Below are 16,770 nucleotides of genomic sequence, written 5' to 3'. Positions count from 1 at the left end.
CGCCAAACGATTAGAAATCAGACATGTGGAAACCGTTCTTCATGGCCATGCTGCGTGTATACAGCACGGAATCCAGAAGCTTGTCGGTCTCTTCCTTCAGCTGATCGGCCATAGTCTGATTGGCGGCGGCGAGCACCTCCCGCACTTCACCGTTACGCACGGCGGAGACAATGGCATCCGGGTCCATCGGCTCGACATCGCCATCGGCGTTGTCCGCATCGAATTCCGCCGCGTCGAAGCCCAGGCGGGAAGCCTGCTCGTCGGTGGCTGCGACCATGCGATGCCCCATGGCGCCGGTCTTCTCCTGGTAGCGCTCGACCGCATTGGCGGTGTCGGCGAACGCGCCATCGCACAGGGCCGCGATGATACGGTTCTCCCAGTAGAAGTTCTCGCTGGTCACGCGCGTGGTGGTGTCGGCCAGGTATGCGGGCGTGACATCGACATTGGCGTAGAACGGCACCAGCGTGTTGAACGGGTTGGAGCCATAGGCCATCCACTGGATCGCACGATATGCCTGCGGGCGGTACGGACGCAGCTGCAGCACCGCAAGCTGGCTTTGACGGTTGATGCCGATCGGACGGTACATGTGGCGGGTGCGCTCGTCGCCGAGCTTGCCGTACGGATCGTACGGAGTGCCCTGATAGTGGCCGGACAGCACATACTTGATGTCTTCGATGGTCACCTTGCGTTCCGGCTGGCGAGCCCACGGGATGTCGTTGTTCTCCGGGCGATGATCGGCGTCCTGGCCATCCCACATTTCGTCGTAGGGGTTGAGGAAGCGCTGCATCCACCATGCGCGCGGCGTGTTGTACACGTGGTCGGAATCGGAGTGGGAGCCGAAAGCGTCGCGCGGGTTGAACGGCGACGCCGCTTCGACGGACAGGTCGAGATGATTGCGCTCGATGAACTCGCCAAGGTCGGCGGAGCACATGTGCTCAGACTGCTCGCCCAAAGCGTCGTCCAGATCGAATTCGTCGATGCCCAGCTGGTTCGGCATGGTCACGTATGCCGAATCCGGCACACGCTTGGCGATCCAATGATGGCCGCCGACGGTTTCCATCCACCAGATCTCGTTCACGTCGGAGAAGGCAACGCCGTTCATCTCATAGGTGCCGTATTCCTCAAGCAACGCGCCCAGGCGCTCCACGCCTTCACGGGCCGTCTTGACATACGGCAGGACGATGGTCAGGAAATCCTCCTCGCCGATGCCGCCGGCGACCTCGGGCTCATAACCGTCCTCGCCTTCCTTGCCCTTGGCGGGAACAAGCTCGACAAAGGGATCGGCGCCAAGCACACGCTCGTTGGTGGTCAGCGTCTCGGTGGCGCTCATGGCCACGTTGGCCTCGTTCACGCCGGCCTCTCCCCACACGCCTTCCTTCAGATCGGCGTTGGGAACACTGGTGTACTGCATGGGGTCGTCCGGCAGGTCGATCTGAACATGGGAGATGACCGCACGGTACTTGCGCGGCTGATCCTCCGGCTTGACGACAATGAGCTGCTTGGGGCAGAACTCGCCGTTCGCGGAATCCTCATTACGGGCAATGATGGTGGAGCCGTCGTAGCTCGCATCCTTACCCACCAAAATCGTGGTACAGGCCATGATTTCCTTTCTTTCTTGGATTATGCCGTTCCCCGTGAGGAACGAAGTATTTCAGGCACGCCCGGTTACATACATGACGGCTTGGTCCGGGGTTTCGGGGGTTTCACGCAGCCTATGGAACAGCTCGTTCATCCAGAACCCCTGATTAAGCCCGGGCAGCGGCTGCTTGGTGGCCCACACATGCAGGCAGTAGTCATGATCCTTATCCGGCGGCTGCGGGCCGTTATAGCGCATGATAAGCGCCGGATTATCGCCGCGCCCCACAAAATGCGATGCCGAGGAATTACGCCCCTGCACGGCCTCGGGGATCATGGCGGGCATCTGACGCGAGAAGTCAGGCGGCACAGCCAAGGCATGGGAATCGTTGAAATCGAACATCAACGCATCGATCGGCAGATTGGCGACCGTCCAGTGAATCCATTCGAACCCGCATACGGGAATGGAATCGGGATCGGTGAACGCCCAATGCAGGTACTGCGCCTCGGAGTCGACTTCATCGATATAGAAGGGGAAGGAGATGGCGGGTGCGTCGTCCACCCGATATTCCGGTGCCGCGGCTTTGGCGAAGTCGTCGGGCACGACTGTGAAATCAGCGGAGATCTTCATATGCTTCAGTGTATCGCGCCCCCTGCTTGTCTCACGCCCTTGGCTCATTTGCCTATCCATACGAAGACCCCGCCAACCCAGAGGAGCGGGATTGGCGGGGTCTTACGAAATGAACAGCTGCTCAGCGACTCACTGGGCAGGCTTGTAGAAGTCGCCGTTCAGCGCGGCCTTGGCCTTGGCCTGAGCCTCTTCGAAGGTGACTTCAGCCAGCTGGGCACGCACGTCGTCAAGAGCGACCGGGGTCATCGACAGGGAATTCACACCCAAGCCGGTGAGCACAACAGCCAGATCAGGATCGGCGGCGGCCTCGCCGCACACGCCGACCGGCATACCCTTGGCATTGCCTGCATCGCAGATCAGCTTGATCGCACGCAGCACCGCCGGGTGCCATGCGGTCTGGTAACCGGCGACGGAACCGAGCGTACGGTCGGCGGCCATGGTGTACTGGGTCAGATCGTTGGTGCCGATGGACACGAAGTCGGCGACCTCGGCGACCTTGTCGGCCATCAGGGCGATGGACGGGACCTCGGCCATCGCGCCGACCTTTTTCAGTCCGAAGCTCTTGCCCAGCTTGACGAAGTAATCGGCCTCATACTCGTCGGCGACCATCGGGGCCATGACCCACAGATCGGCGTCGGTCTGGGCATCGGCCGCGGCAAGCGCCTTGAGCTGGCCTTCCAAGACCTCCTTATGCTCACGCAGGGTACGCAGACCACGCAGACCCAGAGCCGGGTTCGGCTCGTCCTCCGGGGTCAGGAACGGCAACGGCTTATCGGCACCGGCGTCAAGCATACGGATGACGACCTTCTTGCCCGGGAACTGGCTCAGCAGCTCGGTGTAGGCCTTGGTCTGCTCCTCGACGCTCGGCGGCTCGGAGTTGCCGATGAACAGGAACTCGGAACGGAACAGGCCGACGCCTTCCGCACCATACTCCAGTGCGGTCTTGGCATCCGCCGGCTTGCCCAGGTTGGCAAGCAGCGGAACAAGATGGCCGTCCTTGGTGCCGCCTGCCTGGCCACGCAGTTCCTTGGCCTTGGCGGCATGCTCCTTGGCTGCCTCGGCCTGCTTGATCTCCTCGTCGGTCGGCTCGGTGACGACCTCGCCCTTGGCGGCGTTCACAATCACCTGCTCGCCGTCCTTCAGATCGGCCGCCTCGGCTGCGGACACCACGGACACGATGCCGCGAGCGCGGGCCAGAATGGCGGTGTGGGAGGTCGGTCCACCCTGAGAGGTGACGATGGCGAGCGTCTTGGTCAGATCAAGCGTGGAGGTGTCGGCGGGAGACAGATCTTCGGCGACGAGCACGAACGGATCGTCGGATTCCGGGACGCCCGGAGCCGCAACGCCGCGCAGCTCGGCGATCACACGCTGGCCGACATCATGCAGATCGGCCGCACGCTCAGCCTGATAGCCGCCGATCATCTTGAACATCTCCTCGACCTGGGCGAAGCCTTCGAGTACGGCGCGCTCACCGGTCTTGCCACCATTGACGAGGTTCTTGATGTTTTCGGCAAGAGAAGGATCGGAGGCGAACATGGCGATGGCCTGCAGAATCGGCGCCGCCTGCTTGGCACCCTCATCGCCGTTGGCGGCCTGTTCGGCCTTATGGTTCAGTTCGGCGTTCACCTTGGCCATGGCCTTGGTCACGCGCTCGTTCTCTTCCACCGCGCTGACCGAGGCGTCGCGGCGAACATCCGCCGGCTCCTCCAGCGGCGGAGCCATACGAATGACCTTGCCTACCGCAACGCCACGTCCGATGCCAACACCCTTGATAATCATGAGGGACTCCCTTTCCTAATTGTTCCGACCACCTGCTGCATGGTCGGCAAATTGGATATTCGCGCGTACCTGACGCGTTCCGTTACTGCAATGACCCCCACCGTCTTTGCCGGTAAATCATTTTCAGCCTTGAGTTAGTATACACCCCGTAATCCGCGACACAAAAACAGTAAACGTTTTCCGTGTTTTGCGAAACAATGCTACACTGTAACCCAGCGGCGCACCTGTTGCCGCATGATTGTTAGGAACAACAGAACACATCGACTCAAAGGAGTGTCATTATGGCAACCCGCACCATCACCATCAACGATCCCGTCGGCATCCACGCTCGCCCGGCAGCGCAGTTCGCCCAGGCCGTCACCGCCTCCGGCTGCACCGTGACCATCGCCAAGGAAGGCGGCAACGCCGTTCCCGCCGGCTCCATCCTGTCCGTCATGGGCCTGGGCATCAAGCAGGGCGACGCCGTAGTAATCGACGTGCAGGGCGCCGACGACGAGACCGTTGCAGACAACCTGGTGAATATCCTCGTCAACGCCGAGTGAGCACACTCGCTTCGAGCATCCAGCCGCCCGCCCTTTTGCGACGGGCGGCTGTTCTATTTCGCCCACGGTTTTGGCACCCCACACCGCTACACTGTTCCACGGCTTGTTTCACACTGCATTCCCACTGCACACGCAGATACGGCAAACCGCGGAATAAACCCGCCTGAACCACGCACGAATCGCTAAACCCATACGAACCACACGGAGGAGAACATGGCCGGCAAAACAAACAGTTCCATCACGAACGTTGCCGCACTGGCCAACGTATCCATCGCCACCGTATCGCGCGTACTATCCGGCAAACGAGACAAAGACGACGACATCGCCAGACGCGTACGCGCGGCAGCCGAACAACTCAACTATTCCGTCAACTACGCGGCAAGCGCATTGCGCAGCGACGTCACCAACGCCATCGGCCTGGTCATCCCCAGCGCCACGGACTCATTCAGCGCCCAACTGCTCGACGAAATCGAATACGCCAGCGACGCCAACGAACAGCAGCTGATGATCGGCATAGGCAACGACCAGACCACGCAGATCGACCGCATCGAATCCCTCGTCTCAAGGCATGTGGACGGCCTGATCGTAGTGCCGGCCGTCAACGCCGACCTGACAGACACACTGGACCATTACGCCGGCACCATGCCAATCGTGCAAATCGGCGGGCACCAGCAGTCGTTCCGAACCTCCATGGTCTCCATCGACGAAAACGCCGCCATGGAGCTCATCATGAGGCACCTCACCGAGCGTGGCGCGCACGCCGTGGCCTACATGGCCAGCAAGGAGATCTCCTTCGAATCGGCCGAACTGTTCACCATGTTCCACACCCAGGTACGCTCATACCGTCTCACCACGCACACCGACTGGAACCAGTTCGGCGAACGCACGGTGCAACGCGGCTACGACTGTTCGATGCGACTGTTCGCCAAAGACAACAGGCCGGACGCCCTGGTGTGCGCGGACGACGCGGTGGCCTTCGGCGCAATGGTGGCGTTGCATACGCTAGGATTGCGGGTCCCCGAAGATGTACGCATCGTCGGGTTTGACGATTCTCCGCTTGCCGCAACGACCATGCCGACACTGACCTCCGTGCAGCCGCCATTCGAACAGATCGTCGCGGAATCCCTACGACTGATCTCGACAGGCAACAGCACACCCGCGCACGTCTCGCTGCTGCCCCAGCTGGTCATACGTGAATCCACCGGATACGGCGAACGCTAACAGCCGCCCGACTGCTCCTGACATTCACAGCAGCGCACAGAACAACGCCTCGAGCACCAGCAGCGGATTGCCATTGCCGTTAAGGCGTTTACGCGCCACAGCCACATGATCAAGCCGTGCCACGGCACCCTGACGCGACATGCCGGCCGCAAGCTCCGCAATGGCCGCACGATGCTCGCGGTTGATGATCCCGACCGACTCTTCGGCATTATTCTGCAGCACCGCAACATCACGGTACACGCTGGCGATGGAGTTCAGCGCACGATCAAGCACGTCACGGCTACGACGCGTGGCCTTGCGCTTGATCTCATCCTTCTTGGCAATGGCGTTATAGGCACCGCGCAGCTTGGGAGGAATGCGATCCGACTCCCCCAGCCCGTTGATGCGACGAAAATCAGCCTGTTCCCTCGCCGCCACACGTTCCACATCATGTTCCGCCTGCGACTTGGCATCGGCATTCAGCCTGTCGGCAAGCAATACGGCATCCGAAGCCCGCTGCAGATTCAGCACGCCGGCCACCAACTCATCACGCTCGGAACGCACCCGCTCATCGGTGGCATACAGCCTCGCAATACCGATATGCCCCTCGGCAAGCCGTGCGGCCTGCTCGGCGACACTCGCCTCAATGCCATTGCTCCGTTCAAGCCATTGCGCCACGGCGTCAGGCTGAGGCACGGCAAGATTCACAATGCGGGTACGAGAACGGATGGTCGGCAGCACATCCTGCGCGCTTGGAGCGCATAACAACCAGATGCAATGCTCCGCAGGCTCCTCGATCTCCTTAAGCAGCACATTCGTGGTACGTTCCAGCATACGATCCACGTCTTCGATGATGATGATGCGCCACGGTGCGGTACTCGGCATCTGCTCGGACACGGTGATCAGCTCACGCACCTCATCGATACCAATAGTCACCTTGTCAGTGGCAAGAATACTCACATCAGGATGCGTTCCGGCCAACACCTGACGGGTAACCCGCGTAGGCTCGGCATCAAGACCATGATCGGGACTCTCCAACGCCGCCGCAAAGGCACGCGCCAGATTCGAACGCCCAGACCCCGGAGGGCCGCAAATCAGCCACGACTGCGCAAGCTTGGACGAGTCTCCCGTCGCAATCGCAGACAGCATGTCGCATACAGGCTTCTGCCCGATAATGCTCTCCCAAACACTCATGAACGCATTCCCCTCAAGACCGGCACCTCCAAGCGACTACAGCAGCCCCACGAAATCCTCACGAATGGCCTGCCATACCTCCTCCACGGTACCTGAAGCGTCGATCACGCGGAAACGATTCGGCTCTCGCGCCGCCAAATCAAGAAACGCCTGACGCGTGCGACGCTGGAATGCACTGCCGGCAGCCTCCATACGATCCTCATCATGGTCAAGCCGCGTATGCGACAACGCGGGATCCATATCGAGCAGATACGTCCTCACCGGCAACAGTCCATCCGTCGCCCACATGCTGAGCGAACGGATCTCGGCTGCGGTAAGTTCCCGCCCTCCCGCCTGGTAAGCCAACGAGGAATCACAATAACGGTCGGTAATCACCACCGCCCCACGTTCCAAAGCCGGGCGGATGACCTCAGCCACATGCTGAGCCCGATCGGCCGCGAACAGCAGAGCCTCGGTACGAGGGGCGATATCCGCGCACGCCTCGCCATCAGCGGATTCGACGGGAACACCATGCAACAGCAGCCTGCGGATGGCCGTGCCGAGCGCAGTGCCGCCCGGCTCGCGTGTGACAACGACCTCACGGCCCATTGCCTCAAGTTCGTCGCGCAATCTATTGACCTGCGTGGTCTTGCCCACGCCGTCTACGCCTTCAAAGGAGATGAATATGCCTTGGTGCATATTCATCACTGTACCCTGCGACGTTCGCAACGCTACCGCTGCTCACTGCCACGCACAGTCCACCGGACTGTCCGTCCTTCAAAGGAGATGAATATGCCTTGGTGCATATTCATCACTGTACCCTGCGACGTTCGCAACGCTACCGCTGCTCACTGCCACGCACAGTCCACCGGACTGTCCGTCCTTCAAAGGAGATGAATATGCCTTGGTGCATATTCATCACTGTACCCTGCGACGTTCGCAACGCTACCGCTGCTCACTGCCACGCACAGTCCACCGGACTGTCACTTCTTCTTCGCAGAGCCCTTAGGCACGACGCTCGGACGCTCATAGCCTTCATGCTCGGTCAGCCAGGCGATATCGGACTTCACCGTAGACGGCGTAGACCCCAGCTCCTCGGCAATGCGCGTATTCGCCCACCCCTTATCGGCCAGCTGCTTCACCTTGGCGCGGCGTTCGGCGCGCTTCGCCTCGACGGCGCTCACCGCCTTCTTCCCACTGGTCTTTCTCGCAATCGACTTCTTGGCGGCGCCACGGCGACCGCCACGCTTCTTCGTCGGGCCCATCGCACGCTTCTCGGCAAGAATGCGGTACGCATCCTCGGGCGTGATCGTAGCGGGATCGTATTGACGCGGCAGTGTGCGATTCGTTTCACCATCCGTCAGATACATGCCGAAACGGCCTTCACGAATCACCACGGGCTTCTTGCTCTCCGGATCGGTGCCGAGCTCACGAATCGGCGGCTTGGCTGCGCCACGGCCACGACCACGGAATTTCGGCTGCGCGAACAGAGCCTTGGCCGTTTCAATATCAACGGTGAAGATCTCATCCTCGGAATTCAGCGAACGGGTCTCCGTGGAACCATCCGCCTTCGTCTTGGTCAGGTACGGACCATACCGGCCATTGTTCGCCGCAACCGTCGACGTGGAGATCTCGCCGGTTTCGGCGTTCGCCTCCTCATAGGAGCCGACTTCACGAGGCAGGCTCAACAACCGCAGCGCATCATCCAACGTAATGGATTCCGGGCTCATCGTCTTAAACAGGCTGGCCATTTTCGGGCGAGGCGCATCAGACTTCTTCGACCCCTTGGCCGGGGCCGGCGAAACGGCACCTTCGACGGGCAGCAATGCCACATACGGGCCGAACCTGCCATTACGCACCTCCACGGTGCCTCCGGTCTTCGGATCCTTGCCAAGCTCGCGCGGCCCACCGGAATGATTCTCGATCAGATCCCGTGCAACGTCCACCGTAAGCTCGTCGGGCGCAATGGTGTCGGGAAGCGCCGCGCGCTTCGGATTGCCGTCCTCATCCGTATGCGCCATGTCCTCCAGGTACGGACCATACCTGCCGACACGCACATGCAGGCCATCACCGATCTCAATGGTATTGATGGCACGCGCATCGATTTCACCCAACTGCGCCACCTGGCGCTGCAAACCCTCATGGGCCTCGTCCGCATTGGCCGCTGCGGCATCGCCATCGCCGAAGTAGAACCGGGTCAGCCAATCACGCCCGGTCTGCTTGCCATGCGCAATCTGATCAAGGCCGTTTTCCATATCGGCGGTGAACTGGTAATCGACCAGCTTGGGGAACTTCGTCTCCAACAGTTTGACGACCGCGAACGCAAGCCAGCTGGGAATCAGCGCACGGCCACGCTCATACACATACCCGCGATCGATGATGGTGGAGATAATCGACGCATACGTGGACGGTCGTCCAATCTCCTTGGCCTCCAAAGTCTTGACCAGCGACGCTTCCGTGTATCGTGCCGGAGGCTGGGTCTCATGCCCGTCGGCCTGCACATCGGCAACATCTAGTCGTTGGCCTGCGCTCATTGGCGGCAACGACGCATTGCCTTCGGCATTCTCACCTTTCCTGCCGCCCTGCTTCGCCGCATGATGCTGCTCGCCGGTGGCCTTCATAAAGCCCGGAAAATCAATCACCGTACCGGAGGCCTGGAACAGCGCCTCGCCATGGCCGCCGGCCGGAGCGGAGATCTTCACCGTTGCGGTCGAACCGGTGGCGTCTGCCATCTGGGAGGCAAGCGTACGCTGCCAGATCAGCGTGTACAGCTTCAGCTGATCGCTTGGCACCCTGGTGGCGAGCTCATCCGGATCATGGAACCGTGCCCCCGCCGGACGGATGCATTCGTGGGCCTCCTGGGCGCCAGCCGTCTTGGTGTCGTACTGCTTGGGGGCATCGGACAGAAACGACTTGCCGAAATGGTATTCGACGGCATTGCGGGCAGCCGCGATGGCCTCGCTGGACAATGTCACCGAATCGGTTCGCATATACGTGATATAGCCGTTTTCGTACAATCCCTGAGCCGCGCGCATGGTGGCACGCGAGCTCATGCCCAGACGGTTACCGGCGGTCTGCTGCAATGTGGAGGTGGTGAACGGCGGCAATGGGCGGCGACGATACGGCTTCGATTCCATCGACATCACGGTGAACGGCGCATGTTCCAGCTCCTGCGCCACGGCTGCGGCATCCGTCTGACTCAACTGGCAGACGTTATCCGCGAACCCGGCCGGGGTCAGCTTGCCATCGGCGCCGAAATCCTTCGATCCGACCAGACGCCTGCCGCCCAAAGACACCATGCGGGCGTCGAAGCCGACACGCTCGCCTTGTGTGTTCGCAGCAGCGAGCTTCGCCACAATATCCCAATACGAAGCGCGGGTAAAGGCCATGCGTTCCCGCTCGCGCTCCACAATCAGTCGTGTCGCCACCGACTGCACACGGCCGGCGGACAGGCCCGGCCCGACCTTGCGCCACAACACCGGGGACAGCTCGTAGCCGTACAGGCGGTCAAGGATACGACGGGTCTCCTGCGCGTCGACCATATCGGCGTCGACATCACGGGTCTGTTCAAGGGACTGTTTGATGGCGTTCTTCGTGATCTCGTGGAACACCATGCGCTTGACAGGCACCTTCGGCTTGAGCGTTTCCACCAGATGCCATGCGATGGCCTCGCCCTCACGATCCTCATCAGTGGCGAGATAAAGCTCATCGGCTTTTTTCAGGGCGGATTTCAGATCAGCCACGGTCTTGCGCTTGTCGGCTCCGACGATGTAGTACGGCTTGAACCCGTCATTGACGTCCACACCGAACTTGCCGTAATGCTCCTTATCGGCCGCAGGTACCTGACTGGGCTGCGCGAGGTCACGAATATGCCCCACCGATGCCATGACGGTATAGCCGTCCCCCAGGTATCCGCTGATCTTGCGTGCCTTGGTAGGAGACTCTACAATCACAAGCTTGCTGCCGTCTGCCATTCCCTCTCCTTATTGCTGTGCTTTCGTGAGCCATAATACTCACGACATATGGTCAGCCGTTTCATATCGCCCGACCGGAGCCGATTGCCCCGCGTGTCAGCCTCGACTGCGGGGCGGCGCCGGAGGCTCCCCCACCAGACCGGTCTTGCTTAACGGCGAAGCGGTGAGCTGACGTGTTGCCGATAGCAGGCCAAACACCGTGGCGTCGACCCCGGCAATAAGCATCATGGAGGAATACACCGAATCGGTGTTCGCCCACGCCGCACTGACCGTCAAACCGGGAATCACCTGCCAGATGACATACCCCGCGAACGCGGTGGCGAACAATCCCGCGGTAATGGCCACCGAGGCAACGATCTGCACGCCTGCGGAGGAACGACGGGTGCCCAATGCGTCCATGCCGGAAGTACGCGTACACGCAAGCACGATCAAGGCAAGCCCGGCCACGATCAGCATGGACATCACCGCATCAGTGGGACGATGCCACTTGCCGCACACCACCGACAGGCCGACGAACAGCCCCCACGCCATAGCGACCAGCGAAGCGAGCCACCGCCAGACGCGCGGCACGGCAAGCACCAGCATCGCCGCCGAGGCCATGGCCAGTATGGTATGGCCGGATGGCGCGGAATTATGCGCGTTGTCGATTACGGTTTTGATGATGAACGGACGAGGCAGCACATACTTCAGCAATGACATGCAGAAGCACAGCACCGCGAACACCGCCATCTGACCAAGCAGCCACCACCGCTTACGCACCACGGCAATAGCCACGGCACCCACGGCGATAATCGTCGAGACGATCAGCACCATCGGATGCGTGCCGACTCCCAGCACCGCGGAAACCCAGCCGGGAACGATCGAAGAGAACGAGCTTTCCACCATGTCGTCATAGGACTGGCCGTTCTGCGTGCACACGCCCAACCACCATGCCACACCAGCCAAGACCAGCAGCAGCACGCCGAATACCAGGCACAGCACCCTGCTCGATGTGCGCGGGCGAACATTCAACGGATCGACATACCCCAGTGCGCCCAGCTCCTCGGGTTCGGCCCCCAGCGCGCCCTCATCCTCAAAATCAGACAGCGACACTCCGGTCTCCGGCGTGACTATGCCGGTTTCTTCGAAATCATCGAGCAGATTCACAGGCGCTTTGGGGTCGCGGATCACGGGCTGCATGGGAGTGTGTTCGTCGGTCATGGTTTTAAGAGTAGTGCATCAGCGGAACAGCAACCGTTTCGGCAACGGAACGGCTTCGTTCCGCATGCGGATATGGAAAAACCTCTACGCACCCGACAGAGGCCACTTACCCTTGCTGCATTCCTGCCCTGGGGGAGTTCGGTGACGTAACGCCGCGTAGAGGCGTAATTCAGTTTACACTACGACCGGACTTCGGCGATTCGTGGTGCCGATCCGTTCACGCAATCCGTGCTTCCTGCCATGTTTCCCGACGCTGCGCGCATTATGCCGAAGCGAGACGTGCACATGCCGCATCGATCGCCTCATCACTGGCGGTGGCGGAGAATCGCAGATATTCCACAGCGCCGTAGAACTCACCTGGGCTTGGCACAATGCCCAGCTTGGCGAGTTCAGCCATATCGGCCCAGCAATCACCGTTCAACGTCTTGACCCACACGTATAACGCGCCGTCCGGCATAGACGCACGGTACCCGTATGCGCGCAGCGCCTCCACCAGGCGTGCCAATCGATCGTAATAGCGTTTCCACTGCGTGCGCACGGCTTGCGTATCACGCAGTCCGGCAGCCATGGCGGCCTGTACCGGCCCGGGAATAATCTGCCCGATCTGCTTGCGGTAATCGCTCATGGCATGCACCAGGCGGTAGTCGCCGGCGATGAAAGCCGTACGATACCCGGCCATATTGCTCTGCTTGCTCAGCGAGTACAGCACCAGCACATTGTCCGCAGTACCCTCGCACACGGAAGGGCTCAGCGCGCATGGCGTAGACGGCATGGCCTGCACACCAGCCTGCTCAGGTTCGATTCCGTGATTCCCGCGGGTTTCGCAACGGGCGGAACGCCAATCCATAAGCGCATAGCACTCGTCGGACAGCACCACCGCTCCGATGCGACGGGCCGCGGCAATGATCTCGGCAAGCCATTCGGCTCCCAGCACCCCGCCCGAAGGATTATTGGGAGAATTGACCCATACGGCTTTGACGCCAGGAACGTTCACCCAGGATTCGACGTCGGCCACATCGTCGACCTTCAGCACGGTGGCGCCAGCCAACTGCGTGCCGATCTCATAGGTCGGATAGCTGACCTTGGGCTGCACGACCACGTCACCGGTGCCCAAATGCAGCAGGCTGGCCATTAATGCCACGGCCTCCTTGGAACCGACTGTGGGCACCACGCCGGCGTTCACCGCGCCCAGATCCACACCGCGCATGGTGCGGAACCATGTTTGGATGGCTTCGCGCAGATCGGCGCTGCCGACGGTGGCGGGATACCCGTGCGCGTTAGACGCATCGGCTGCGCCCGCGAGCGCCTGCTGCACGCTGGCGGGGACAGGATCGACCGGAGAGCCGACGGAAAGGTTGATCATGCCTCCGGGCGCGGCTTCGGCCAAGGTTTTGTATTGTGCGATGCGCGACCAGTCGTAGGGCGATGAGAATTCGTGAAAACCCACGTATGTTCCTTTCCGTATGTAGCGCAACGCCTTTCCCGAGGGAAAGGCGTTGCGATGCGTGTGACCGTTACTGGTTCTGCGGCGGCAGGGCCGCAACCTGTTCGGGATCCTTGCCGATGGCTTCACCGCCGGCACCGCCGCGGTCGCCGACTTCGGCGAAGAAGCTCACTGCGGCGTCCTTGTACCAGGCCCACTCGTCGGGCAGGTCATCCTCGTAGAAGATGGCCTCGGTGGGGCACACGGGCTCGCATGCGCCGCAATCGACGCATTCGTTCGGGTTGATGTACAGCGAACGGGACCCTTCGTAGATGCAGTCGACCGGGCACTCGTCCACGCATGCCTTGTCCTTGACGTCCACACAAGGCTGGGCGATAACGTATGGCATGGTTACCTCCTTGAACAATCGCTTCCGTCTAGGCTACTCCCCGGCTTGGGCAAGTTCCGCCCCACTCTGGGGTTGTGCCGCTTTGTTCAACTCGCCATTGCCGAGGCGCGCATGCCGATACCCGTAGCCGAAGTAGATGATGAAGCCCACGATCAGCCACACCACGAATCGAATCCACGTCAGCACGCTCAGGTTGAGCATGAGCCAAAGATTCGCCAACGCGATGAGTATAGGAATCCATGGATTGCCGGGCATCTTGAACGTGCGCTTGAGATCGGGGCGCTTCTTGCGCATGATCGGCACGGAGATGGCGACGAGGGTAAAGGCCGAAAGCGTGCCGATGTTGACCATGTCGGCAAGCACGTCGACATCGGAGCAGGCCGCGATCAGCGCCATGACCACGCCCACGCCGATCTGCAGGCCGACGGGGGTGCCGTTCTTGCCGGTGGTGCTCATCCGGCGCGGCAGCAGGCCGTCTCGGCTCATGGCGAACACCACGCGGGTGACGCCCAACAGCAGCACCATGACCACGGTGGCCAGGCCGATCACGATGCCGAAGCTGATGATCTTGGCGGCCCAGTTGGCCCCCACCATTTCGAACGCGGTGGCCAGCGACGGACTGCTCTGCTTGGCGAGATCCTTGTAGGACACCATACCGGTGGTCACGATGGCGACAAGCGTGTAGAGCACGATGATGACGCCCATGCCCACGCCGATGCCCAGCGGCACGTTCTTGCGCGGGTTAATGGCCTCCTCGGAAGTGGTGGCCACAACGTCGAAGCCGAGGAAGGCGAAGAACACCAGCGCCGCGCCGGACAGGATGCCAGTCACACCGTAGATGGTCGGCGTCATGCCGGTGAACCACTGCCATAGCGGCTGGTTCATGGCGGCGCTGACGCCGGAAGCGGCATCGGATGATGCGACCGGTTCGCTCGGGGGGATGAACGGGGTGAAGTTGCTGGCCTTGACATAGAAGAAGCCGACGATGACCACGAACAGTACGATGGCGATCTTGAGGATGGTCAGCGCGCCATCGACACGGGCGCCGATTTTGGTGCCGAATACCAGCAGCACGGTGAAGAACGCGACGATGACGATCGGCGCGAAATCACAATGGAACGATCCGATGGCGACGTTTGTGTTGATGTTCCACCCGACAAGCCGGAAGAAATCGTTCAGGTAGACGCCCCAGTATTTCGAGACCACCGAGCCGGCCATCAGCATCTCCAGAATAAGATCCCAGCCGATGATCCATGCCACGATCTCGCCGACCGTCGTATAGGTGAAGGTGTAGGCGGAACCTGCCACCGGAATCATCGAGGCGAATTCCGCGTAGCACATGACGGCCGCACCACACACGATGCCTGCGATAAGGAAGCTGATGATAACGGCGGGACCGGCGTGGAACGCCGCGGCCTGCGCGCCGATGGAGAAGATGCCGGCGCCCACAGCGACGGCCACGCCCATGATGGCCAGATCCCACCAGGTAAGGTCGCGTTTGAGCTTATGCCCAGTTTCCGCGGTCTCTGCAAGCGTTTGTTCCACGGACTTCTTTCGAAATATGTTCACCGGTGTCCTCTCTTCCGATTCAATGCCCAGCGCGGCTCCCGCCCTAAACGGATAGTGACTGTATCACCACCATAAAACCCTGCGCTTTGCTACGGTCATCATCCGGTTACCGCAGCGAGAACCCCACGACCACCGGTTCGGGCACCAGGCGCACGCCGAAGGTATGTTCCACACCATCCTGCACGGTTTTCGCCAGCTTTGCGACATCCTGCGAACCGGCCTGGCCCCTGTTGGTCAGGGCAAGCGTATGCAACGTGGATAGACCTGCCTTGGCGTCATCATCCACCGTATAGCCCTTGTGGAATCCGGCATGATCGATAAGCCAGGCGGCGGAGGTTTTGACGCCGGGCTCGCCGTTGGGCAGTACTGCTTCAAAGCGCGGGGCTTCCGGGGGGAGCATGGCTGCCTGTTCGGCGGTCAGAATCGGGTTCATGAAGAAACTGCCGCAGCTATGGCGGTTGGCGTCGGGCGTATCGTTCTGGGCGCGTAGCGCGGTTGCGACCAACGTCGCCTTCTTCGTTCCCTGCATGGCCAACCGGGTGTATCGCGTCGCATCCTCCAGCATGCCTTTGGCCGCACGCACCCGTAGCACGGCATCGCGGATCTCCTTGGTGTCCATACGATCGCCGACTTCCACGCCCAGGGCCTTGGCAAGCTGGCCGTAGCCGACCACCCCCGTGCTGCTGTGCCGCAATGCGAAGGTGACGGACAGCACCACATAGCGTGGCGTGGGGAAGAACTCCCCTGCCGGCACGGCCGGAGCCTGGTACATGCTTGCCTTCAATGCGCTCATGCGATAGCCGAACCGCAGCTCGTCGGCATGCAGGTTCTTGACGGCTTTGTCCTTACGATCCCAGACTTCGACAGATTCGACGCTGCTAGCGACATCCTGGCCGTATGCGCCGATGTTCTGCACCACGGACGCACCAACGGTGCCGGGAATACCCGACAGCCCCTCAACGCCCTCAAGACCCAGCCGCACGCAGTAATCGACGAAATCGTCCCAATTGCACCCGGCTTCGGCGTTTACATGCACTGTGCGGTCGTCGCCTTCGACTGGAGCGGCCTCGTCCGGAACGGTGATCGCACGGCGCGCGTCGCGAACCACGACGCCATGGAACGGCTCATCGGATACCAGCACATTGGACCCACCGCCGATGACGAACAGCGGCAGTCCCTTGGCATCGGCCTCTTCCACGGCCTCGATGACGCCGACACGGGTGGTGGGCTCTACGAAACGATCGATCTCGCCGCCGACGGCGATGGTAGTGATGTCTGCAAAAGAAGTCATGGTT

The 16,770-nt window shown here is 61.2% G+C and carries 13 protein-coding genes and 1 other RNA gene; 2 read left to right on the top strand and 12 right to left on the bottom strand.

Annotated features, from left to right (window positions below; all coding sequences use genetic code 11):
* Positions 1-10 precede the first annotated feature (10 nt).
* The 3 genes from BBAG_RS01440 to ptsP all read right to left on the bottom strand — a co-directional run bounded on the left by BBAG_RS01440 (position 11) and on the right by ptsP (position 3,985).
* Entirely contained in the window at positions 11-1,600 is a 1,590-nt protein-coding gene (locus BBAG_RS01440) for a C69 family dipeptidase (RefSeq protein WP_047750032.1), read from the bottom strand.
* Between the two features lie 51 nt (positions 1,601-1,651).
* Positions 1,652-2,206, bottom strand: coding sequence for a YbhB/YbcL family Raf kinase inhibitor-like protein (locus BBAG_RS01435; protein WP_033508882.1), 555 nt, complete (start codon positions 2,204-2,206; stop codon positions 1,652-1,654).
* Positions 2,207-2,335: 129 nt separating this feature from the next.
* Entirely contained in the window at positions 2,336-3,985 is a 1,650-nt protein-coding gene (gene ptsP / locus BBAG_RS01430; RefSeq protein WP_003827637.1) for a phosphoenolpyruvate--protein phosphotransferase, read from the bottom strand.
* A gap of 281 nt (positions 3,986-4,266) precedes the next feature.
* Here ptsP and BBAG_RS01425 point away from each other — a divergent pair, with 281 nt between their 5' ends.
* Both BBAG_RS01425 and BBAG_RS01420 read left to right on the top strand, forming a co-directional pair.
* Positions 4,267-4,527: an HPr family phosphocarrier protein gene (locus BBAG_RS01425; protein ID WP_003827635.1), complete on the top strand. Its 261-nt coding sequence runs from the start codon at positions 4,267-4,269 to the stop codon at positions 4,525-4,527.
* A gap of 213 nt (positions 4,528-4,740) precedes the next feature.
* Positions 4,741-5,748, top strand: a complete 1,008-nt coding sequence (locus BBAG_RS01420; protein WP_003827633.1) for a LacI family DNA-binding transcriptional regulator — start codon at positions 4,741-4,743, stop codon at positions 5,746-5,748.
* Positions 5,749-5,772: 24 nt separating this feature from the next.
* Here the strand turns inward: BBAG_RS01420 and BBAG_RS01415 are convergent, their stop codons facing one another.
* The 9 genes from BBAG_RS01415 to BBAG_RS01380 form a co-directional block, all read right to left on the bottom strand.
* Positions 5,773-6,921 carry a DNA polymerase III subunit delta' gene (locus BBAG_RS01415; RefSeq protein WP_003827630.1) on the bottom strand — a complete coding sequence of 383 codons (1,149 nt, stop codon included), beginning with the start codon at positions 6,919-6,921 and terminating at the stop codon, positions 5,773-5,775.
* A 36-nt stretch (positions 6,922-6,957) separates the two neighbouring features.
* Positions 6,958-7,605: a dTMP kinase gene (gene tmk, locus BBAG_RS01410; protein WP_003827627.1), complete on the bottom strand. Its 648-nt coding sequence runs from the start codon at positions 7,603-7,605 to the stop codon at positions 6,958-6,960.
* A 278-nt stretch (positions 7,606-7,883) separates the two neighbouring features.
* The gene (topA, locus tag BBAG_RS01405; protein ID WP_003827625.1) at positions 7,884-10,874 is read right to left on the bottom strand and encodes a type I DNA topoisomerase; all 2,991 of its coding nucleotides are present in this window, start codon (positions 10,872-10,874) and stop codon (positions 7,884-7,886) included.
* A gap of 96 nt (positions 10,875-10,970) precedes the next feature.
* Positions 10,971-12,074 carry a phosphatase PAP2 family protein gene (locus BBAG_RS01400; protein ID WP_003827623.1) on the bottom strand — a complete coding sequence of 368 codons (1,104 nt, stop codon included), beginning with the start codon at positions 12,072-12,074 and terminating at the stop codon, positions 10,971-10,973.
* Positions 12,075-12,146: 72 nt separating this feature from the next.
* Positions 12,147-12,243: signal recognition particle sRNA small type (gene ffs, locus BBAG_RS08195), an RNA gene on the bottom strand.
* A gap of 93 nt (positions 12,244-12,336) precedes the next feature.
* Positions 12,337-13,521, bottom strand: coding sequence for a succinyldiaminopimelate transaminase (gene dapC / locus BBAG_RS01395; protein ID WP_033508885.1), 1,185 nt, complete (start codon positions 13,519-13,521; stop codon positions 12,337-12,339).
* 67 nt (positions 13,522-13,588) lie between these two features.
* A complete protein-coding gene (gene fdxA / locus BBAG_RS01390; RefSeq protein WP_033508887.1) occupies positions 13,589-13,906 on the bottom strand; it encodes a ferredoxin in 318 nt (105 codons plus the stop codon).
* Positions 13,907-13,939: 33 nt separating this feature from the next.
* The gene (locus BBAG_RS01385) at positions 13,940-15,475 is read right to left on the bottom strand and encodes an amino acid permease (RefSeq protein WP_003827617.1); all 1,536 of its coding nucleotides are present in this window, start codon (positions 15,473-15,475) and stop codon (positions 13,940-13,942) included.
* Positions 15,476-15,581: 106 nt separating this feature from the next.
* The gene (locus BBAG_RS01380; protein ID WP_033508915.1) at positions 15,582-16,766 is read right to left on the bottom strand and encodes a UDP-N-acetylmuramate dehydrogenase; all 1,185 of its coding nucleotides are present in this window, start codon (positions 16,764-16,766) and stop codon (positions 15,582-15,584) included.
* Positions 16,767-16,770 lie beyond the last annotated feature (4 nt).

The organism is Bifidobacterium angulatum DSM 20098 = JCM 7096 (assembly GCF_001025155.1).
Classification (GTDB): Bacteria; Actinomycetota; Actinomycetes; order Actinomycetales; family Bifidobacteriaceae; genus Bifidobacterium; species Bifidobacterium angulatum.
The sequence above is the reverse complement of the archived record's forward strand: the minus strand, read 5'-3'. Positions and strand labels throughout refer to the sequence as shown.

Excerpts from the sequence above, each read along its gene's own strand:
- BBAG_RS01380 (WP_033508915.1), bottom strand. The coding sequence starts at position 16,766 with ATGACTTCTTTTGCAGACATCACTACCATCGCCGTCGGCGGCGAGATC.
- BBAG_RS01420 (WP_003827633.1), top strand. The coding sequence starts at position 4,741 with ATGGCCGGCAAAACAAACAGTTCCATCACGAACGTTGCCGCACTGGCC.
- BBAG_RS01425 (WP_003827635.1), top strand. The coding sequence starts at position 4,267 with ATGGCAACCCGCACCATCACCATCAACGATCCCGTCGGCATCCACGCT.
- fdxA (WP_033508887.1), bottom strand. The coding sequence starts at position 13,906 with ATGCCATACGTTATCGCCCAGCCTTGTGTGGACGTCAAGGACAAGGCA.
- BBAG_RS01415 (WP_003827630.1), bottom strand. The coding sequence starts at position 6,921 with ATGAGTGTTTGGGAGAGCATTATCGGGCAGAAGCCTGTATGCGACATG.
- ptsP (WP_003827637.1), bottom strand. The coding sequence starts at position 3,985 with ATGATTATCAAGGGTGTTGGCATCGGACGTGGCGTTGCGGTAGGCAAG.
- topA (WP_003827625.1), bottom strand. The coding sequence starts at position 10,874 with ATGGCAGACGGCAGCAAGCTTGTGATTGTAGAGTCTCCTACCAAGGCA.
- tmk (WP_003827627.1), bottom strand. The coding sequence starts at position 7,605 with ATGAATATGCACCAAGGCATATTCATCTCCTTTGAAGGCGTAGACGGC.
- BBAG_RS01400 (WP_003827623.1), bottom strand. The coding sequence starts at position 12,074 with ATGACCGACGAACACACTCCCATGCAGCCCGTGATCCGCGACCCCAAA.
- BBAG_RS01435 (WP_033508882.1), bottom strand. The coding sequence starts at position 2,206 with ATGAAGATCTCCGCTGATTTCACAGTCGTGCCCGACGACTTCGCCAAA.
- BBAG_RS01440 (WP_047750032.1), bottom strand. The coding sequence starts at position 1,600 with ATGGCCTGTACCACGATTTTGGTGGGTAAGGATGCGAGCTACGACGGC.